This is a genomic window from Mycobacterium liflandii, assembly GCF_022354805.1.
Classification (GTDB): Bacteria; Actinomycetota; Actinomycetes; order Mycobacteriales; family Mycobacteriaceae; genus Mycobacterium; species Mycobacterium marinum.
The window spans coordinates 3,846,577-3,866,360 of record NZ_CP023138.1 but is presented as its reverse complement, the minus strand read 5'-3'; the positions used below and the strand labels follow the sequence as shown (position 1 = coordinate 3,866,360).

Annotated in this window: 17 protein-coding genes; 12 read left to right on the top strand and 5 right to left on the bottom strand. The window is 67.2% G+C overall.

Going from position 1 to position 19,784, the window contains the following annotated elements; all coding sequences use genetic code 11:
- Positions 1 to 130: 130 nt before the first annotated feature.
- The 5 genes from CKW46_RS17310 to CKW46_RS17290 form a co-directional block, all read right to left on the bottom strand.
- A complete protein-coding gene (locus CKW46_RS17310; protein ID WP_482052188.1) occupies positions 131 to 1,918 on the bottom strand; it encodes a zinc ribbon domain-containing protein in 1,788 nt (595 codons plus the stop codon).
- Positions 1,915 to 2,058, bottom strand: coding sequence for a zinc-ribbon domain-containing protein (locus CKW46_RS17305; protein ID WP_238559637.1), 144 nt, complete (start codon positions 2,056 to 2,058; stop codon positions 1,915 to 1,917). Before CKW46_RS17305 ends, CKW46_RS17310 begins: the two co-directional genes overlap by 4 nt.
- Before the next feature lie 440 nt (positions 2,059 to 2,498).
- Positions 2,499 to 4,394, bottom strand: coding sequence for a PE family protein (locus CKW46_RS17300; RefSeq protein ID WP_482052187.1), 1,896 nt, complete (start codon positions 4,392 to 4,394; stop codon positions 2,499 to 2,501).
- A 175-nt stretch (positions 4,395 to 4,569) separates the two neighbouring features.
- Positions 4,570 to 6,063, bottom strand: a complete 1,494-nt coding sequence (locus CKW46_RS17295) for a TfuA-like protein (RefSeq protein ID WP_015355937.1) — start codon at positions 6,061 to 6,063, stop codon at positions 4,570 to 4,572.
- Entirely contained in the window at positions 6,060 to 7,322 is a 1,263-nt protein-coding gene (locus tag CKW46_RS17290; RefSeq protein ID WP_117429234.1) for a YcaO-like family protein, read from the bottom strand. The genes CKW46_RS17295 and CKW46_RS17290 overlap by 4 nt, the downstream gene beginning before the upstream one ends.
- Before the next feature lie 662 nt (positions 7,323 to 7,984).
- Between CKW46_RS17290 and CKW46_RS17285 the strand changes: the two genes are divergently transcribed.
- The 12 genes from CKW46_RS17285 to xerD all read left to right on the top strand — a co-directional run bounded on the left by CKW46_RS17285 (position 7,985) and on the right by xerD (position 19,778).
- The gene (locus tag CKW46_RS17285; protein WP_012394235.1) at positions 7,985 to 8,374 is read left to right on the top strand and encodes a DUF732 domain-containing protein; all 390 of its coding nucleotides are present in this window, start codon (positions 7,985 to 7,987) and stop codon (positions 8,372 to 8,374) included.
- A gap of 60 nt (positions 8,375 to 8,434) precedes the next feature.
- Positions 8,435 to 9,268 (top strand): tetratricopeptide repeat protein, encoded by an 834-nt coding sequence (locus CKW46_RS17280; RefSeq protein WP_482052186.1) that lies wholly within the window; start codon positions 8,435 to 8,437, stop codon positions 9,266 to 9,268.
- A gap of 2 nt (positions 9,269 to 9,270) precedes the next feature.
- Positions 9,271 to 10,281: an HAD-IIA family hydrolase gene (locus CKW46_RS17275; RefSeq protein WP_015355934.1), complete on the top strand. Its 1,011-nt coding sequence runs from the start codon at positions 9,271 to 9,273 to the stop codon at positions 10,279 to 10,281.
- 24 nt (positions 10,282 to 10,305) lie between these two features.
- The gene (locus CKW46_RS17270; protein ID WP_117435843.1) at positions 10,306 to 10,482 is read left to right on the top strand and encodes a hypothetical protein; all 177 of its coding nucleotides are present in this window, start codon (positions 10,306 to 10,308) and stop codon (positions 10,480 to 10,482) included.
- 7 nt (positions 10,483 to 10,489) lie between these two features.
- Entirely contained in the window at positions 10,490 to 11,335 is an 846-nt protein-coding gene (locus CKW46_RS17265) for a TlyA family RNA methyltransferase (RefSeq protein WP_011739792.1), read from the top strand.
- Positions 11,332 to 12,255, top strand: a complete 924-nt coding sequence (locus CKW46_RS17260; RefSeq protein WP_015355933.1) for an NAD kinase — start codon at positions 11,332 to 11,334, stop codon at positions 12,253 to 12,255. The genes CKW46_RS17265 and CKW46_RS17260 overlap by 4 nt, the downstream gene beginning before the upstream one ends.
- Before the next feature lie 12 nt (positions 12,256 to 12,267).
- A complete protein-coding gene (gene recN / locus CKW46_RS17255) occupies positions 12,268 to 14,013 on the top strand; it encodes a DNA repair protein RecN (RefSeq protein WP_482052185.1) in 1,746 nt (581 codons plus the stop codon).
- Between the two features lie 165 nt (positions 14,014 to 14,178).
- Positions 14,179 to 15,360 (top strand): putative cytokinetic ring protein SteA, encoded by a 1,182-nt coding sequence (gene steA / locus CKW46_RS17250; protein ID WP_117435839.1) that lies wholly within the window; start codon positions 14,179 to 14,181, stop codon positions 15,358 to 15,360.
- 21 nt (positions 15,361 to 15,381) lie between these two features.
- Positions 15,382 to 16,335, top strand: a complete 954-nt coding sequence (locus CKW46_RS17245; protein WP_015355930.1) for a copper transporter — start codon at positions 15,382 to 15,384, stop codon at positions 16,333 to 16,335.
- 137 nt (positions 16,336 to 16,472) lie between these two features.
- On the top strand, positions 16,473 to 18,224 hold the full coding sequence (gene pyrG / locus CKW46_RS17240) for a CTP synthase (RefSeq protein ID WP_015355929.1): 1,752 nt from the start codon (positions 16,473 to 16,475) through the stop codon (positions 18,222 to 18,224).
- Positions 18,217 to 18,840 carry an NUDIX domain-containing protein gene (locus CKW46_RS17235; protein WP_011739798.1) on the top strand — a complete coding sequence of 208 codons (624 nt, stop codon included), beginning with the start codon at positions 18,217 to 18,219 and terminating at the stop codon, positions 18,838 to 18,840. Before pyrG ends, CKW46_RS17235 begins: the two co-directional genes overlap by 8 nt.
- Positions 18,837 to 19,778, top strand: coding sequence for a site-specific tyrosine recombinase XerD (gene xerD / locus CKW46_RS17230; RefSeq protein ID WP_015355928.1), 942 nt, complete (start codon positions 18,837 to 18,839; stop codon positions 19,776 to 19,778). Before CKW46_RS17235 ends, xerD begins: the two co-directional genes overlap by 4 nt.
- Positions 19,779 to 19,784 lie beyond the last annotated feature (6 nt).

Below are 19,784 nucleotides of genomic sequence, written 5' to 3'. Positions count from 1 at the left end.
ACATTTTCTAAAACCACCATCTGATGAATTTGTTTTTTTGGTTATCGCGCGCACATCGCGGCGTGTTTCCGGGCATGGCCGGTCATTGGCACTGCGTCGCACTTCGACAGTCTGGGTTGCCTTCGCGCGTTCAGAGCATGGAGTCAATCATCATCTGGGCCGCACCCACATAGCTGGCGCTCACGTCGCTGGTCTCCCGGTAGTCGATGAACGCCGACTGATGGTTCGAGGTGTTCAACAACTCCATGAACACTCCGATGAGGTGGGTAATGCCCAGCTGTGCCGAGAAATCCGCGGTGTAGTTCATCGACGCTGCCTGCTGGAATTTCTCACTCTGCAGGGTCTTGGTCGTGGGTGCCCCCATCACGTTCACGTTGGTCAAACCGGTCGAGGGCGCGCTGATCAACTGATTGACATCGCCCTGCAATACCGCGGCGGCATCGGTGCCGTCGGCTGGTTTGACCGTGACGTGTATCGCCGCCGTGTTGTTGGGGTCGAACAGTGTCACCCAGTTCGGACCCCGGTCGGTCAGCGTCCAGCCCGGCGCGGGTGTGATGGAGATGCCGTCCGCGATGGCGATCGCATTCGCCGAGGTCAGCGTGAGTCGTGCACCCCGCACCGCAGGCGGGAGAGCCGTTGGCGGGTTGACGGGTTGGGAGAGGCCGGACCCCGCCGGCGCTGTCGCCTCAGCATGGCCACCGGGCAGCATCGGCGGCAGTTTGGTCCGGCCGGTGGTGCCGCTCAAGACGATCAATGCGGTCACCGCCGCGGCGATCAGGACGATCACCACGATGACCGCGGCGACCGTGACCGGTCGCAGCCGGTGCCCTACCTGCACTCCGTTGCCGGGGAACTGCAGCGGCGGGGGAGTGCGCGGCGGGGTCGCGGGCATCACGGCTGCTGGTTCGGCAGCGGTTGTTGCCCCCACATCGACAGTGGTGTTGCCATCGTCGGGGGCGGGGTGGCGGGCCAGCGCGGCCGTGGCTATCCCGCAGACCTGGCAGAAGGCGGCCTCGGCCTCGATCATTGCGCCGCAGTGGGCACAGACCTGGCGGGTGCCAGGGGCACGCGCCAACGTGGCGGCACCAGTGAGGGCCGCTTGGGCTTCGGCCAACAGCGAGACATGCAGCGCGTAACGCACGCCGAGCAGTCCGGCCGCGCCCAGCACCAGCGCTGCCAAGGTGGTCAGCACGATGCCACGGGTGCCGTAGGGGGCCAGCAGGACGGTGGCCAAACCGTAAAGCACCAGCAGCGCCAAACCTTTGGCCAGTCCCGAGACGGTATTGACGCCGACCCCGCGCAGCGGCACCAGCGCCATCGCGGCGGCGGTAGCGAAGATGATCGGCTGCAAAAAGCCGAGTGTCAGGGCGATGAACGCGACGTGAGCTGGATCCCCGGCGGTAGCCCCGAGGTGGGAGAAGGCGCCGCGTTGTATGGCCACGCTCAGGCCTAGAGAGAACGCGGCCCCGCTTAGCGAGCAGATGGCTACGGCATCGACAGAGTGCCGGAAGGCGCTGCGGGCGGTCACCAGCACAGGCGGAATCAGCACCGCGACAAAGGTCACCGCCGGGACGAGGATGCCCAGTTCCAGGACCTGGGCCATGGTCGGCATCCGATGTCGCGGCGCGGCCAGCAGCACCGGCTTGGTGAGGTGGTGTTCGAGCATCCCGACCCCGACACCGAGTGCCAGAGACGTCAGCAGGGCCAAGCCGAGAACGCTGATCGGCTCGCCACGCCATAAGTCGTGGTCGTGCATATAGGTCAGTACCGCCGCGGGCAGCGCAATGGCGGCCAGTATCAGTGCGACTGAGAGCATTCCGAATGCGGCGGCGATCAACGCCGCCACCAGCGCCAGCCCGATAGCGCCCCGGTAGATGTGGTGGCGTCCCCCGGCCAGGTGCGGCATCAGGGTGCTCACCACCGCCAGCGAACGCACCGGTTCTTCGGGGTGGGCAGCGAAGTGCCGGGACCTCTGAATGGCGGGATGCAAAGGGTGCCGCAACGAGAGCAGAAGCGTGCCGCCTCAGGGTGTGGTGTCGAGCAATTCGGGCAGTCCATGTCTCTCCTCCCGGCCATCCAGCGACTGGTTGGGTCGAGGCGGCGCTGGCGTCAGCTGACCCGGTCCCCGCCGCGCAGAGAGCAGCGAAGGTGCGCACGGGGGCTCACTGTTTTGCGGCGACTCGAGAAGATCCGTTGCGTCAATTTTGACCGCCGAGTTGGGTGGCCACCGCGGCCTACCGGGGGGCGCGGCATCCATCCTGATGCCGTGATCAAGCCCGATTGCTGGACCCACCTCAACCATCGAACCAGTTAGCCGAGGTAACGGATAGGGGCGGAAGCCCCTAGCGGCGGGCGGCCGCGCGCTACCCGCCGGTTCTCGGCGATCTTGGTCGCGCCGGGCGCGGTGTCGTGCAGTGACGCGCCGATCCGGTTCTAGCTGCGATCCCGCACGTCCGAGATGGCGGCCCCCGGTGGTAGTCGCAGCTGGACCGTTAGGTCTAGCCGTGTTGGCCGGCGTTGCCGGAGGTGCCTGCCACACCGTTGAGCCCAGCGTCACCGTCGACGTGGATCAGACCCTCGGCGATGCCACCGGTGCCGCCGACCCCGAGGGCGCCACCGGCCCCACCGGCACCGGCTCGGCCGCCGATTCCGGCCGCGCCGTCCACTCCCGAAACCCCGATCAACCCGCCCTGGCCGCCATTTCCGCCGCTGAGCCCGGCAGCACCACCATCGCCGCCGTCCGCGCCGTTGCCGCCGCCGCCGCCGTTGCCGCCGTTGCCGCCCTGACTCAGCTGACCGCTGGTCGCGTTGCCGCCATGGCCACCGGCGCCGCCGGTACCCCCGACACCGCCATTGCCGGCGTCGCCGCCGGCACCGCCCAGGCCGAGTAGCCGCCCGCCGTTGCCGCCGTTACCGCCCACGCCGCCGTTGCCGCCGTTGCCGCCGATTCCCGTCGAGTCGGCGCCGGAGCCGCCGTCCCCACCCTCTTGTCCCTGGGCGGCGGTACCGGTGGGGTCGAAGTTTCCAGTCGCGGTGCCGCCGTCTCCGCCAGCGCCTCCGGCGCCGCCCGCGGCACCCGTGCCGCCGGAGCCGCCAACACCCCCGGTTCCCCCTGCGCCGCCATTGCCGACGAGCAGCCCGGCGTTCCCGCCGTTGCCACCGGCGCCGGCCGCGCCGCCATTGCCGCCGGATAGGTCGCTGGCGGCGCCGTTGCCGCCATGGCCGCCCTTGCCGCCGGTGGCCGCTCCGCCCGCCGTCGAGGCGCCCCCGTCCCCGCCAGCGCCACCCGCGCCGCCGGGGCCACTGCCGTTGGCTCCGTTGCCGCCGTTGCCGCCTTGGTTGTTGTCGAAGCCAAATGTGTCCGTCGCCGCTCCGCCGACCCCACCATCGCCGCCGTTGGCGCCTCCGGAGCCCGCGGCACCGCCGTTACCCCCGGTGCCGCCGATTCCCCCGGCGCCGGTCGCTTCGCCGCCGGTTCCTCCGGTGCCGCCGTTCTCACCTGGTGCGCCGTTATCGCCCGTGTGGCCGGAACCGGCGTGACCGTCTCCGGAGAAAGGAGTACCCGAGGCCCCGGTTCCCGCGGTCCCGGTCGGGGTGGGGTTGGTCCCGTCGGTTCCGGCCATGCCGGTGCCGCCCTGCCCGCCGGCGCCGCCATTGCCCAACAGCACCGCGTGGCCGCCGCTGCCGCCCTGCCCCGCGACACCGCCGTTGACGCCAGCCATCCCCACGCCGCCCATCCCGCCGGCACCACCATCGCCCAATAGCAGGCCGCCGGTGCCGCCGCTGCCTCCGGCGGCGCCCGCTCCGCCCACGCCATCCACGCCACCGCCGCCGAACAGCCCGGCGGCGCCTCCCATGCCACCCGCCGCGCCGATGCCGCCGGCGCCACCGTTGCCGGCGGTGCCGATGAGACCGGCGACACCACCGTCGCCGCCGGTTTGACCGGCGGCTCCCGAGCCGCCGTTGCCGCCGTTGCCCCACAGCAATCCGCCGGCCCCGCCGTCGGCGCCGGTTCCGGGAGCACCATCGGTGCCGTTGCCGATCAATGGGCGGCCCAGGAGTGCCTGGGTGGGGGCGTTGACCGCGTTGAGTAGTTCCTGCAGCGGTGATGCGTTCGCGGCCTCGGCGCCGGTATACGCGAGCGCGCCGGTTTTGAGGGTCTGGACGAACTGGTCGTGAAATGCCGCCATGTGGGCACCGAAGGTTTGGTATTCCTGCGCGTAGGTGTCAAATACGTGTGCGACGGCGGTGGATACTTCGTCTGCGGCCGCCGCCGCCACCGAGGTAGTCAGGGCGGACGCGGCGGCATTGGCGGTATTGATAGTCGAGCCGATGCTGGCAAGATCGGTTGCCGCCGCTGCCACCATGTCCGGGGCCGCGATCAAAAATGACACGCTTTACTCCCATCAATTCACTACTCGGTGAATATTTCGCGCCGATTTTCACGCAATCCGAATTATCGGAAGTGAATGATTGTATAGCGAGACTCCGTGGGATATCTGGATTTTTCGAATACGGATCGGCGTCCCGCTGGACGCCAATTCGGTAGCAGATTCCGCCCGAGAGTCGCTAGTGGGCCGGAGGTGACTGGCGTGACTGAACGGGCCCCAGACAGCCGACCTCGATGGCTGGCAACTGGCCGTCGGCAGCGGCTACCGCGTAGACAGTGGCGGCGGTGTAGAAGGCGTCCTCGGTCATCAAGCCACGTTGGGCCAACTCGACCCGATCCACCGGGGTGCCCCATATCGTGCCGAACAGCTGCTTGAGCAGTGCGGGATCCGGGCGACGCAGGTTCAAATGTGGTTTTTGACGAGCCAGCTCATCGCGGCGGGCCACCGCGCGTGCGGCCATGAGGCGCCATTCCGGCAGCCGGGGGTCGCCGCGCAGCAGGTCCAGGAAATGCGCGACGGCAGGCAGGGATCGGGCGAAAAACAAGGTGCGGGTAGTCAGCCGCGCGGACACCGCAACTGCGTCGTCGCCAAGGGCGGAATTTTCTTCGGCGGTCAGCCAATGCGCCCTGACGTGCTCGGGAAAACCTGCGTCGTCGATGATGCCGGTTGCCAATGCGTAGTGGTGGGCGACCGTCTCCAGCGAGAGTTGATAACTGTCGCAGGGGACTTCGGCGGCAGCTAGCGCGGCCCGGTCACCGACGTTGCCGCTGGCGTCGGGGTGGTTCAAACTCCAGTGCCAGGCGGCCACCTGCTCCAATGCGGGCAGGTAGGCCCACCGATCGCTGGCGCACAAGCTCAGCAGCGAAAGTACGTCGATATCGGCAACGTCAATGGCGTCGATCGCGGGCTCGGCGCTCTCCGCGGCGTCCAAAGCCACCGGCGTCGGCGGTGACCAGCGTTGCCGCCAGCGCTCCGACCACACGGTCGGGGGTGGGCCGGGCCGCACGGCGGTACTGGCTTGACCGCGGAGCACTTCTTGAAGCGCGAGCACCGCATCGGCGTGTTTGATGTCCACTCGCAGAGACCTCAACTGCTTTGCCAGATTCTGGCTCTCGCCGGCGCCAACGGTGTCCAGCAGGCGATTCCAGGTCCGCTGGGTAAACGGTGTACTGCGGGCCGTGTCGATCAGCTGATCCGCTAAAGCTGCTGGTAGCAAACCGGATTCGACGGCGTGCGCCAAGGTTTGCCGAATGTTGACCAGCGCATCGACGAAGATGGGATAACCGTCTTCGGGATCGCCGTGCACCATCCCCACCTCGTCGTCTGCTTCCAGCAGCCCGTCCCGATATCCTTCGAAAACCCAGCCGTAACCCTCCATACCGAACGGGTGCAGCTCGGCGGCTCGCAATGCTCCCATGCTGGACGAACCGACGACCCGAATGCCGTCGGAGATCAGGGTCAGCAGTTCCTTGTGACGCACCGATGCCTGCTGGAAGAACAAGCCGTCGACAATGAGCAGCGCATCGCCGGGCCGCAGCCCGTAACCAAGAGCGTGGCCGAACGCGATCGGCGGCACCACCTCAGCGTGGGGCACCACGGCGTGCACGTCGTCGGCGCTGATCGTGGGCCCGGCCGTGACGACGATCCGTCCGCCGGTTGTCGTGAATGTCACTGGTGCTCCTGCAGCGGGGTTCGCATCGGCGAGGCTATCGAAGCGGACAAACCGGGGGCTATCACCTTCACCACCGGAACGCAGGCGTCGGCGAATTCGCAGACGACCGCGAGCGGCTCGGTGCCAGAACGTTTGGTCACCGCGGTCGCTGCGGTGGCCAGCAGCTCGCCCAGCGAGTTGGTGTAGTCGATGTGCCACGCGGTGGGTTCGGCGTCGGGCATCGATTGCATGGATCGGTGCACCGCCGCATAACTGTGAACCCGGGCGAACCGGTGGTAGATCGCTGAGGGCAGGTCCTCGCGGGCTCCGCTGATGGCGGTCAAGCGCGATTGTGCGGCTTCGGTGATCGCCCTGGACAGGGCGACATTGGGGTCATGGTGAAGTCCGCTGCCGCTGAACGGAACTTCCAACATCGGCGACGTCAGCTCGGCGGCGAAGCAATAGAAGCCGTCCCACGTGTCGATGCGAGCGACCTGCACTTCGCTTCCAGCTTGGTGGATCATTTCGACCAATTCGGCGCAGTCGGAGCGGGCGACGTCCTCGAGGGGGACATGGAAAAGGGTCGATCCGGGCTCGGCGGTGGCCATGCCGTGGCGCTCCATAATCTCGTAGAGCGCGTGCACTGTCGCTTCGTGGTAGCTGTTGCCCGAAGCCAATCCGGTGGTGTCCATGCCGAACATCGGAGGTCCCCAGGAATCGTTGACAGCGACATTCACCACGGTGGACAGCCACGGCACGAAGGTCCGTCGGCCGCTCAACAAAGTTGTCGCGACCATCCAGTCGAGCTTGGCCGAAGGGTGATACAGACTGCCTGCCGGCCGGTTGAGGTCGGCTGGGTCGTAGGTCAGCTCCGCCGTGAGATCCCTTGCCGGCGTTGCCAACATGGTGGGCGTGACGTTTTCAGCGTGCCAGTTTTCCAGGGACTCCATCACGGCCGACACCTGAGCGGCCCGGTAAGTGGTGGCTTTTCCCTGGCTCACCGACAAGGTCAGGGAGGCGGGGCGCACCGCCTGCACGGTGGGAATCCCGAGATCGTCGAGCCAGGTCAGGTCGGCGACTCGGGTGATTCCGGCTTGCGCCAGCAGCGGTTGGACCGCCTGCCAGGTTTGATCGGGAGAAATGGTCCGGTGAGTACCGGCTCGATGCCCGATCGTGGTGGGGTCGGCGTGCCCGAGGACTCGAACCGGCCAGTGCGACCAATCCGGACCGTTCGGCTTTTGGGGCAACTGCCGCGTACCAAGCCGGGGAGGTTTGGACATTGCTTCACGCTACTCAGTTGGAGCCGGCACAGGGGCCATGAAAAGTCGCTGAAAAAGATCCAGCGGGATCTCATCGCGGGGGGGGGGGGGGGGGGGGGGGGGAGGGAGGCGGCGATGAGACCCCGCTGGCAGTCGGGGATCAGATGAGCGCTGAGCTCTCTCTGTCTGCTGTGCGAAGTGGTGTTCGGCGGGGATCTCAGTACTTGGGGGGGCGTATGAGATCCCCGCCGATGGTCTATTTAGTTGATGCCCTTCGGGTGAAGGGGGGGTTCGGCGGGGGCCTCAATACTTGGGGGGGGATGGGGGCGAAAGAGGCCCCCGCCGATTGGTCTATTTAGTTGCGGTGCTGGTAGCGGGTTCGTTCTCTTGTTTCGTTCCCGCGCTGAAAACCATTCTGCGGGGGGCGCGACGCCGCTGCTATCCCACAACCAGCTGATTGGAAGGGGAAATTCGGCTCCCCCAACCGCCCGATACTCCTTGTCCCCCGATTGGGGGACAAGGAGCGGCTGTCCTAGCGCCTGGCCCCCTCACCACCTGCGGCAAAACGCGTTAGTGTGCAAACCTTTACCCCACCGAGGCGTGAATGTGACTGTCGTTGAGCACTGTTGTCACACGGTGATTTGTGCGTCCGGAGCTCCACGACTGACAGGTGAAAACGGGTGATGACACAGCAGTCAGACGGTGCACCACGGACCTGCCGCGCGGGCGGACCGGCGCTGGCCCTTCGATTCCTGGCGTTGACCGCCGGGGTGTTCGGGGTGTCGGCGGCCGTGGCGGCTCCGATACACGCAGACATGATGGGCAATGCCTTCCTGACGGCTCTGAACAACGCCGGCATCTCCTACAGTCAGCCCGCCGCAGCCATGGCAATGGGCAGGTCGGTGTGCCCGATGGCGGTGGAGCCAAACGGGACGTTCGAGTCCGTGGTGGCCAGGATGGTCGACAAGAACGGGATGCCCCGCGAGACCGCGGCCGCGTTCACCGTGGTCGCGATAGCGACCTATTGCCCAGCGGTGATCTACCCCCTGCTGCCCAACCGGCTGCAGGCCTGACCCACTGGGCCCATCCGGGCTGATTGTGAGCCTGCCCGGCGTGCCCGTAACCTCTAGCGAGTGGTCGACGACAGGCACGGTCGCGGTGGGCAGCGACGACTGCGATCGGCGTCGGGCGATGCACCACGGCGCGGTCCACGGCGGGATCGTGACGGTTCGTGGTCGGGCCCGGGCCGAGCGCGTCCGGCTCAGCCTCAAAACGCATCCGGTGACGGGACCCGCGCGCGGCCGGAAGGTCCGGCGGTGCCGCCCGGCGTGGACGCCAAGCAACTGGCACCCGAGATCCGGCGTGAATTGAGCACCCTGGATCGGGCGACCGCTGATGCAGTCGCCCGCCACCTGGTGGCAGCCGGAGAGCTGCTCGATGAGGACCCGCAGGCCGCGTTGGCGCACGCGCGTGCGGCTCGGGCGCGCTCCAGCAGGATCGCCGTGATTCGTGAAGCCGTCAGCATCGCGGCCTATCACTGCGGTGATTGGGGTCAGGCCCTGGCCGAGTTGCGAGCGGCGCGCAGGATGGGCAGCAAGTCCGCGTTGCTGGCGCTGATGGCTGACTGCGAGCGTGGCCTCGGGCGCCCGCAACGGGCCATCGATCTGGCCCGCGGTCCCGAAGCGACGCAGCTCAGCGGTGACGACGCCGACGAGTTGCGGATTGTCGCCGCGGGGGCCCGGGCAGATCTTGGACAGCTGGAGCAGGCGCTGACCCTGTTGTCCACACCGCAGCTGGATCCGGACCGGACCGGCTCGACCGCGGCTCGGCTTTTCTATGCCTACGCCGACACGTTGCTGGCGCTCGGCCGTCGCGACGAGGCGTTGCATTGGTTTCTGCGTTCGGCGGCCGCCGATAGCGAAGGCGTCACCGACGCCGAGGACCGAGTCGACGAACTGGCCGAGTAGCGGTGAAAAACATTGCGCAGGAATATGACTGCCTGCTGATCGACCTGGACGGGACGGTGTTCCGCGGCAGCCAGCCCACCGAAGGCGCGGTTGAGTCGCTGGATGAGGTCACGGCGCGCAAGCTGTTCGTCACCAACAATGCGTCGCGCAGCGCCGGCGAGGTCGCGGTGCACTTGCGCGAGCTCGGCTTCACGGCCACCAGCGAAGACGTTGTCACCAGCGCTCAGAGTGCCGCTCATCTGCTGGCCGTCGCCCTGCCACCGGGTTCGAAGGTACTGGTCGTGGGCACCGACGCGTTGGCCGACGAAATCAGCGCGGCCGGTCTGCGTCCGGTGCGCCGTTTCGAGGACCAACCCGATGCGGTCGTCCAGGGGCTTTCCCTGACCATCGGGTGGCCCGAGCTTGCCGAGGCGGCGCTGGCCATCCGGGCCGGCGCGTTGTGGGTGGCCGCCAATGTCGACAAAACGCTGCCCACCGAGCGCGGTCTGCTGCCGGGCAACGGATCGTTGGTGGCCGCGCTGCGAACCGCCACCGGCGCACAGCCCCAGGTGGCGGGCAAGCCCGGGCCACAACTGATGAAAGACGCCGTGGGGCGTGGCGACTTCCGTGCTCCGCTGGTGATCGGCGACCGGCTGGACACCGATAGCGAGGGGGCCAACGCCGCCGGGTTGCCCAGTCTCATGGTTCTCACCGGGGTCAGCAGCGCACGGGATGCGGTGCATGCCGATCCCGTTTGCCGGCCCACATATATCGGCCATGACCTGCGCTCGCTGCGCCAGGACCGCGCCACGTTGGCGGTAGCACCGCAGGCCGGCTGGCGAGTGCAGGTCGACGGCGCGGCGGTGACGGTCAGTGCCAACGGCGAGCAGGCGGGCGACGATCTGTCGATCGTCCGTGCCGTCGCGTGCGCGGTGTGGGATGCCCAGTTCGACGGCCGGCCGTTCACCGTGAACGGCGGTGACGACCACGCGTGGGAGGGCCTGCACCGCTGGTCCCTGGTGCACAGCGAGTAGCGGCCAACTAGCGTAGGGAGTCCGATGACTATTCATCCTGACCAAATTCGCACAGAAATCGAATCGCTACTCGCTCAATTGCCCGAGGTCGCGGATGGTGCAAACGGGCCGTCTCTGGCTGAGCTGGAAGACATTGCCCGTCGCCTTTCAGAGGCACACGACGTGTTGTTGCAGGCCTTGGAGTCGGCGGAGAAAGGTTGAGTGCGGCGTGGCACGGCGTACCCGCGTTGACGCCGAGCTGGTGCGCAGGGGACTCGCACGTTCCCGCCAACAGGCCGCGGAATTGATCAGCGCCGGCAAAGTGCGTATCGATGGCCTGCCGGCGGTGAAGCCGGCCACCGCCGTGGCGGCTACGGCCGCGCTGACGGTTGCTGCCGACAGCGAACGCGGCTGGGTATCACGCGGAGCCCACAAGCTGATCGGTGCCTTGGACGCTTTCGGCATTGACGTGCACGGCCGTCGCTGTCTTGATGCGGGCGCGTCGACCGGGGGGTTCACCGAGGTGCTGTTGGACCGCGGCGCCGCCGAGGTGGTCGCCGCCGACGTCGGGTACGGCCAGCTTGCGTGGTCACTGCGAACGGATCCGCGGGTGATTGTCATCGAGCGGACCAACGTTCGCGATCTTTCCCCGGCGGCCATAGGCGGGCAGGTCGACCTGGTGGTGGCCGATTTGTCGTTCATCTCGCTGACCACGGTGTTGCCCGCGCTGGCTGCGTGTGCTTTGCCGCACGCCGATATCGTTCCGATGGTGAAGCCACAGTTTGAGGTCGGCAAGGGCCAGGTCGGTGCTGGCGGAGTGGTGCAAGATCCCGCCCTGCGCGCCGGGGCGGTGCTGTCGGTCGCGCGGCGCGCCGGGGAGCTGGGCTGGCACACCGTCGGTGTCACGGCAAGCCCCCTGCCCGGTCCGTCGGGAAACGTCGAATACTTCCTGTGGCTGCGCGCCCAGACCGATCGGCCGTTGTCCGATGACACGCTCTCGGATGCGATCCAAACTGCCGTGGCCGAAGGTCCGGGCCGAGAACCGGCCGGGCACGCGGAACGAGGCCCGCAGTGACCGCCACCCGTACCGTCCTGCTGGTGGTCCACACCGGGCGCGACGAAGCCACTGAAACCGCACGACGGGTTGAGAAGGTCCTGGGTGACAACGGTATTGCCCTTCGGGTGCTCTCGGCGGAGGCGGTAGACCGGGGGTCGCTGCATCTGGCGCCCGACGACATGCGGGCCTTGGGCATCGATATCGAAGTGGTTGACGCGGATCCGCGCGCCGCCGACGGCTGCGAGTTGGTCTTGGTGCTCGGCGGCGACGGCACCTTCCTGCGGGCCGCTGAGCTGGCCCGCAACGCGCAGATTCCGGTGCTCGGCGTCAACCTGGGGCGGATCGGCTTCCTGGCCGAAGCCGAGGCCGAGGCCATCGACCGGGTGCTCGACCATGTGGTGGCGCGCGACTACCGGGTAGAGGAACGCCTGACGCTGGACGTCGTCGTGCGCAAGGCCGGCTGCGACCTCGAAAAGGGATGGGCGCTCAACGAGGTCAGCCTGGAAAAGGGACCCCGGCTGGGAGTGCTGGGGGTGGTCGTCGAAATAGATGGGCGATCCGTGTCGGCGTTCGGATGTGACGGGGTGTTGGTGTCGACTCCGACCGGATCCACCGCCTATGCCTTCTCGGCGGGTGGTCCGGTGCTCTGGCCGGATCTGGAAGCGATTCTGGTGGTGCCCAACAACGCCCACGCCCTGTTCGGGAGGCCGATGGTGACCAGCCCCGAAGCCACGATCGCCGTCGAGATCGAGCCGGACGGGCACGACGCCATGGTGTTCTGCGACGGTCGCCGCGAGATGTTGATGCCGGCCGGCAGCCGGCTGGAGGTGACCCGTTGCGATACCCCGGTGAAGTGGGCCCGCCTGGACAGCGCGCCGTTCACCGATCGCCTGGTTCACAAGTTCCGCCTGCCGGTAACCGGCTGGCGCGGGAAATAGCGGCTCGCACCTGTGCTGACCGAGATACGAATTGAATCGCTTGGCGCCATCAGCGCCGCGACCGCGGAGTTCGATCGTGGCCTGACCGTGCTGACCGGCGAGACAGGCACCGGCAAGACGATGGTGGTCACCGGACTGCACCTGCTCGGCGGTGCCCGCGCCGACGCCAACCGGGTTCGCTCGGGTGCTGACCGCGCGGTCGTCGAGGGCCGTTTCACCACCGTCGATCTCGACCAGAGCGCGACCGCACACCTGGATCACATGCTCGACGCGTCGGGGGCAGATCGTGACGAGGACGGCAGCGTGATCGCGCTGCGGTCGGTCAGCAGCTCCGGTTCCTCGCGGGCGTATCTGGGCGGGCGCAGCGTGCCGGCCAAGTCGTTAAGCAATTTCACCAACGAACTCCTCGCCCTGCATGGGCAGAACGACCAGCTGCGGCTGATGAGGCCCGAGGAACAGCGCGGGGCGTTGGACCGCTTTGCGACCAGCGCCAGCGCACTACAGCGCTACCGCAAGCTGCGTGACACCTGGCTGTCGGCACGACGCGATCTGCTGGACCGCCGCAACCGGGCCCGAGAGCTGGCCCAGGAGGCGGATCGGCTGCAGTTTGCGCTCGACGAGATCGACACCGTCGACCCGCAGCCCGGGGAAGACGACGCGTTGGTGGCCGACATCGCGCGGCTCTCCGAGCTGGACACCCTGCGCGAGGCCGCGTCGGCGGCGCGCGCCGCGTTGTCGGGCGCATCGGAAGAAGCATTCGGGACCGGTGCCGCCGAGTGTCTGGGCCGGGCCCGAGCGGCCCTGGAATCCAGCGACGACGCCACCCTGCAGGCCCTGGCCAAGCAGGTCAGCGACGCGCTGGCGGTGGTCTCCGATGCGGCCGGGGAACTCGGCTCCTATGTGGATGCCCTACCGGCCGACGCCAGCGCTTTGGACACCAAGCTGGCTCGCCAAGCGCAATTGCGCACGCTGACCCGCAAGTATGCCGCCGACATCGACGGGGTCTTGGCGTGGGCGCAGGACTCACGCGCCCGGCTGGCCGCACTCGACGTGTCCGAGGAAGGTCTGGCAGCGCTGCAACGCCGTGCCGGCGAGCTGGAGCATGAAGTCGCGCAGGCGGCGGCCGAGCTCAGCAAGACGCGGGCCAAGGCGGCCAAGCGGCTGGCCAAGGAGGTCACCGCCGAGCTGTCCGCTTTGGCGATGGCCGATGCCGAATTCACCATCGCCGTCGGCGTCGAGGTGGCTGACGAGGACGATGCCGCCGCGTTGACCTTGCCGACCGGTGAGCGGGTGCGCGCCGGTGGTGACGGCGTCGACCTGGTCGAATTCGGCTTCGCGGCGCACCGTGGAATGACGGTGCTGCCGCTGGCCAAGAGCGCGTCCGGCGGCGAGCTGTCCCGGGTGATGCTGGCGCTCGAGGTCGTGCTGGCGGCATCGGCGGCCGGCACCACGATGGTTTTCGACGAGGTCGACGCCGGCGTCGGCGGCTGGGCGGCAGTCCAGATCGGGCGCCGCCTGGCGCGGCTGGCGCGCACTCATCAGGTCATCGTCGTCACGCACCTGCCGCAGGTCGCCGCGTACGCCGACGTGCATCTGATGGTGCACTGCACCAAGGGCGGTGCCAGCGAGGTGCGGCGGCTCTCCGACGATGAGCGCGTCGGCGAGCTGGCCCGGATGCTGGCCGGGCTCGGGGAGTCCGACAGCGGTCGTGCGCATGCCCGTGAGCTGCTCGATACCGCGCGGAACGACAAGGATTAGCCGGCGATTAGTCAGCGCGCGTCGCTGTCTTGTTGAAGTACGGCAACAATTCGGCGAACAACCCCGCAATGGGGTTGTGACAGGTGTGACGACATATAACTTATGGGGCTGATGTTACGGCGCGCCTCCCCGCCTAGGCCGCGCTTCACCGACAGAATCGCCCCCATGAAGATGTCTGCGCTTCTGTCCCGTAACACCGCTCGGCCCGGCTTGATCGGCACCGCCCGGGTTGATCGGAATATCGACCGACTGCTGCGCAGGGTGTGTCCCGGTGACATCGTGGTCCTCGATGCGCTGGACCTGGACCGCATTACCGCAGACGCGCTGGTGGAATCCGGTGTGGCCGCCGTCGTCAACGCTTCGTCGTCGGTCTCGGGCCGCTATCCCAACCTGGGCCCCGAGGTGTTGGTCAACAACGGCGTCACCCTCATCGACGAGACCGGGCCGGAGATCTTCAAGAAGGTCAAGGACGGGTCCAAGGTCCGCCTCTACGAGGGCGGCGTGTACTCGGGTGACCGGCGGCTGATCCGCGGCACCGAGCGCACCGATCATGACATTGCCGATCTGATGCGGGAGGCCAAGAGCGGACTGGCTGCCCACCTGGAGGCGTTCGCCGGCAACACAATTGAGTTCATCCGCAGCGAAAGCCTGTTGTTGATCGACGGAATCGGCATTCCCGATATCGACGTCGACATGCGCCGCCGGCACGTGGTGATCGTCGCCGAAGAGCCGAGCGCCGCCGATGATCTGAAGTCTTTGAAGCCGTTCATCAAGGAGTACCAGCCTGTTCTGGTCGGTGTCGGCACCGGCGCTGACGTGTTGCGCAAGGCGGGCTACCGGCCGCAGCTCATCGTCGGCGACCCCGACCAGATCAGCACCGAGGTGCTCAAGTGCGGTGCCCAGGTGGTGTTGCCCGCCGATGCGGACGGCCACGCCCCGGGGCTCGAGCGGATCCAGGATCTCGGGGTCGGTGCGATGACATTTCCCGCCGCCGGCTCGGCCACCGATCTGGCGCTGCTGCTAGCCGATCACCACGGCGCGGCGCTGCTGGTCACCGCCGGTCACAACGCCAACATCGAGACGTTCTTCGACCGCACCCGGGTGCAGAGCAACCCGTCGACCTTCCTGACCCGGCTGCGGGTGGGGGAGAAGCTGGTTGACGCCAAAGCCGTCGCAACGCTGTACCGCAACCACATTTCGGCCGGGGCGATTGCGTTGTTGGCCCTGACGATGCTGATCGCCATCATCGTTGTCTTGTGGGTGTCACGCACCGATGGGGTGGTGGTGCACTGGATCGTCGACTACTGGAACCGCTTCTCCCTTTGGGTGCAGCACCTGGTCACCTAACTTTTCGAGGACGGTGCTTCTATGATCTCGTTACGCCAACACGCGATCTCGCTGGCGGCTGTCTTTCTGGCACTGGCGATCGGGGTGGTGCTGGGTTCGGGCTTCTTCTCGGACACCTTGCTGTCGAGTCTGCGTAACGAGAAGCGCGATCTCTATACGCAGATCGGCACTCTCAATGATCAGTGCAACGCTCTCAACGAGAAACTTAGCGCAGCAAACGATTTCGATAATCAGATGCTGGGCCGCATCGTCCATGACGCTCTTGCCGGGAAATCGGTGATCATCTTCCGGACTCCGGATGCCAGTGACGACGACGTCGCCGCGGTGACAAAGATCGTCGCGCAGGCCGGGGGCTCGGTGCCCGGAACCGTGTCGCTGACCCAGGAGTTCGTCGAATCCAACTCCGCGGAGAAGCTGCGCTCGGTGGTGGACTCGACCGTCCTGCCGCCCGGCACGCAACTGAGCACCAAGCTCGTCGACCAGGGATCGCAGGCCGGGGACTTGCTCGGGATCGCCCTGCTGACCAGTGCCAAACCGGACCCGGCGGCGGGCCCGGGAGTGGACGACGCCCAGCGCGACACCGTGCTGGGCGCCCTGCGGGAAACCGGCTTCATCACCTATCAGCCCAGCGATCACATCGGCGCAGCAAACGCCGCCATCGTGATCACCGGCGGCGCGCTGCCCGCCGATGCCGGCAACCAGGGCGCCAGCGTGGCGCGATTCGCCGCGGCGCTGGCGCCGCACGGGTCCGGCACCGTGCTCGCCGGTCGGGACGGCTCCTCGACCGGCGCCGCGGCCGTCGCGGTGGCCCGGGCCGATGCCGGGATGGCGGCCACCATCAGCACGGTCGACGATGTAGACGCTGCCCCCGGGCGGATCACCACGATCCTTGCCCTGCACGATCTCATCAACGGCGGTCATCCGGGGCAGTACGGCACCGGCCACGGTGCGACGTCGGTCACGGTCGCTCAGTAACTCCACTCGGGCGTGTTATCCGCGGGCTGGCGATGCGGATGTTAGGGTGGGTTTCCGTGGGTCGGCAGGCCTAGCTGGTTGCGGCTAGGAATGTCCGAAGAATTCAAACCCTGCCCGTCTTCACGGAGGTCGCTCACTTGCGTAGGCATCCGCAAACCGCTACTAAGCACCTCTTCGTCAGCGGTGGTGTCGCTTCTTCACTCGGCAAAGGACTGACGGCAAGCAGCCTCGGTCAGTTGCTGACCGCCCGCGGTCTGCGGGTGACCATGCAGAAGCTCGACCCGTATCTCAATGTCGATCCGGGCACCATGAACCCGTTCCAGCACGGTGAAGTCTTCGTCACCGAAGACGGCGCCGAAACCGACCTCGACGTCGGCCACTATGAGCGATTCCTGGATCGAGACCTGTCCGGGTCGGCGAATGTCACCACCGGGCAGGTCTATTCGACGGTGATCGCCAAGGAGCGCCGTGGCGAGTACCTCGGCGACACGGTTCAGGTGATCCCGCACATCACCGACGAGATCAAGCGGCGCATCATGGCGATGGCCGAGCCCAACGCGGACGGCCGCCGCCCCGATGTCGTCATCACCGAAATCGGCGGCACGGTAGGCGATATCGAATCTCAGCCATTCCTCGAGGCCGCCCGCCAGGTGCGCCACGACCTGGGGCGCGAGAACGTCTTCTTTCTCCATGTGTCGTTGGTCCCGTACCTGGCCCCCTCGGGGGAGCTCAAGACCAAGCCGACCCAGCACTCGGTGGCCGCACTGCGCAGCATCGGTATCACTCCGGACGCACTCATCCTGCGCTGTGACCGTGATGTTCCCGAAGCGCTTAAGAACAAGATCGCCCTGATGTGCGACGTGGACATCGACGGCATCATCTCCACCCCGGACGCGCCCTCGATCTACGACATCCCCAAGGTGTTGCATCGCGAGGAACTCGACGCGTTCGTGGTGCGCCGGCTCAACCTGCCCTTCCGCGACGTCGACTGGACCGAGTGGGACGACTTGCTGCGCCGGGTGCACGAACCAAAGGAAACGGTTCGAATTGCTCTGGTGGGTAAATACGTTGAGCTTTCCGACGCTTACCTGTCGGTCATCGAGGCAATACGGGCCGGCGGATTCAAACATCGGGCCAAGGTCGAAATCAGCTGGGTGGGCTCCGACGACTGCCAGACCGACGGCGGCGTCGCCAGCGCCTTGGGCGACGTCCACGGGGTACTGATTCCCGGCGGGTTCGGTATCCGGGGCATCGAGGGCAAGATCAGCGCCATCAGCTACGCGCGGTCGCGCGGTTTGCCGGTGTTCGGGCTCTGCCTGGGGCTGCAGTGCATTGTGATCGAAGCCGCCCGCTCGGTGGGGCTGACCGAGGCCAATTCGGCCGAGTTCGAACCCGGTACACCCGACCCGGTGATCTCCACGATGGCCGATCAGGAACACATCGTGTCCGGCCAGGCCGATCTGGGCGGCACCATGCGGCTCGGTGCCTATCCCGCCGTATTGGAATCGGGTTCCATTGTGGCCGAGGCATATCAATCGACCAAGGTGTCCGAACGGCACCGGCACCGCTACGAGGTCAACAATGCCTACCGGGAGCGGATTGCCGAAAGTGGGCTGCGCTTCTCGGGGACCTCACCTGACGGCCACTTGGTGGAGTTCGTCGAATATCCGCCCGAGCAACACCCGTTCGTGGTGGGCACCCAGGCTCACCCCGAGCTGAAGAGCCGGCCTACCCGGCCGCATCCGCTGTTCGCCGCGTTCGTCAAGGCGGCTATTGACTACAAAGAGGGCGAGCTGCTGCCGGTGGAGATGCCCGAGCGGGTTTCCAACGGCGCTGAGGGGCGCGATCAGGTCGGGCAGTCGATACCTGAGCCCGCAAACCGTGGCTGAGCACGACTTCGAGACGATCTCGTCCGAAACCTTATATACGGGGGCCATTTTCGCGCTGCGTCGAGATCGGGTGCGGATGCCCGGTGACACCACTGCCGTGCGTGAAGTCATCGAGCATTACGGAGCGGTTGCCATCGTCGCGATGGATGACAACGGCAATATCCCGATGGTCTACCAGTACCGCCACGCGTTCGGGCGGCGGCTGCTGGAACTTCCCGCCGGGCTGCGCGATGCCGCGGGAGAACCCTCCCATGTCACCGCGGCGCGCGAACTGCATGAGGAGGCGGGTCTGCAGGCCGAGCACTGGCAGGTGCTCATCGACCTGGACTCCGCGCCCGGATTCAGCGACGAGTCGGTGCGGGTCTATCTGGCCACCGGGCTCAGCGAAGTCGAGCAGCCCGAGGGGCATCACGAAGAAGCCGATATGACGGTGCGGTGGTTTCCCCTCACCGAGGCGGTGAGCAAGGTGTTCACCGGCGAGATCGTCAACGCCATCGCGGTGGCCGGCGTTTTGGCCGCCCACTCCATCTCCACCGGGCTGGCCCAGCCGCGCCCGCTGGACAGTCCCTGGATCGACAGACCGACGGCGTTCATGGCGCGGAAGAACTCGCGGTGAGCACCCTGACCCTGGACACGCAGTTGCAGGGTTATCTCGACCATTTAGCGATCGAACGTGGCGTTGCCGCCAACACGTTGAGCTCCTACCGGCGGGACCTGCGCCGCTACTCCAAGCACCTCGAAGATCGGGGGATCACCGATTTAGCCAAGGTGGGCGAGGACGATGTGAGCGAGTTCCTGGTCGCCCTGCGACGGGGAGATCCCGAATCCGGAGTGCTCGGGCTGTCGGCGGTGTCGGCGGCCCGAGCGCTGATTGCGGTGCGCGGGTTGCATCGGTTCGCGGCCGCGGAGGGACTGGCCGCGCTGGATGTGGCGCGCGCCGTGCGTCCGCCCACACCGGGCCGAAGGCTGCCCAAGAGTCTGACCATCGATGAGGTGCTGGCCCTGCTCGAAGGTGCCGGTGGCGACAATCCGGCGGACGGCCCGCTGACGCTGCGCAACCGGGCATTGCTGGAGCTGTTGTATTCCACCGGGTCTCGGATCTCCGAGGCGGTCGGACTCGATGTCGACGATATCGATACGCAGGCCAGGACGGTGTTGTTACAGGGCAAGGGCGGTAAGCAGCGGCTGGTGCCGGTGGGGCGTCCCGCGGTACAAGCCTTGGACGCCTATCTGGTGCGCGGACGTCCGGAGCTCGCCCGCCGCGGCCGCGGCACCCCGGCGATTTTCCTCAACGCGCGCGGCGGTCGCCTGTCGCGCCAAAGCGCTTGGAAGGTGTTGCAGGATGCGGCCGAACGTGCCGGCATCACCTCGGGGGTATCGCCGCACATGCTGCGCCATTCGTTTGCGACTCATCTGCTGGAAGGCGGCGCGGATGTCCGGGTGGTGCAGGAGCTTCTGGGTCATGCCTCGGTGACAACGACGCAGATCTACACGCTGGTCACCGTGCACGCGCTGCGCGAAGTGTGGGCGGGCGCGCACCCCCGGGCCACCTAGCGCCAG

Bases quoted from the DNA above. Each gene is read 5' to 3' on its own strand.
- CKW46_RS17305 (WP_238559637.1), bottom strand. From the start codon at position 2,058: ATGGACTGCCCGAATTGCTCGACACCACACCCTGAGGCGGCACGCTTC.
- CKW46_RS17290 (WP_117429234.1), bottom strand. From the start codon at position 7,322: ATGTCCAAACCTCCCCGGCTTGGTACGCGGCAGTTGCCCCAAAAGCCG.
- CKW46_RS17285 (WP_012394235.1), top strand. From the start codon at position 7,985: ATGACACAGCAGTCAGACGGTGCACCACGGACCTGCCGCGCGGGCGGA.
- CKW46_RS17270 (WP_117435843.1), top strand. From the start codon at position 10,306: ATGACTATTCATCCTGACCAAATTCGCACAGAAATCGAATCGCTACTC.
- steA (WP_117435839.1), top strand. From the start codon at position 14,179: ATGAAGATGTCTGCGCTTCTGTCCCGTAACACCGCTCGGCCCGGCTTG.
- CKW46_RS17245 (WP_015355930.1), top strand. From the start codon at position 15,382: ATGATCTCGTTACGCCAACACGCGATCTCGCTGGCGGCTGTCTTTCTG.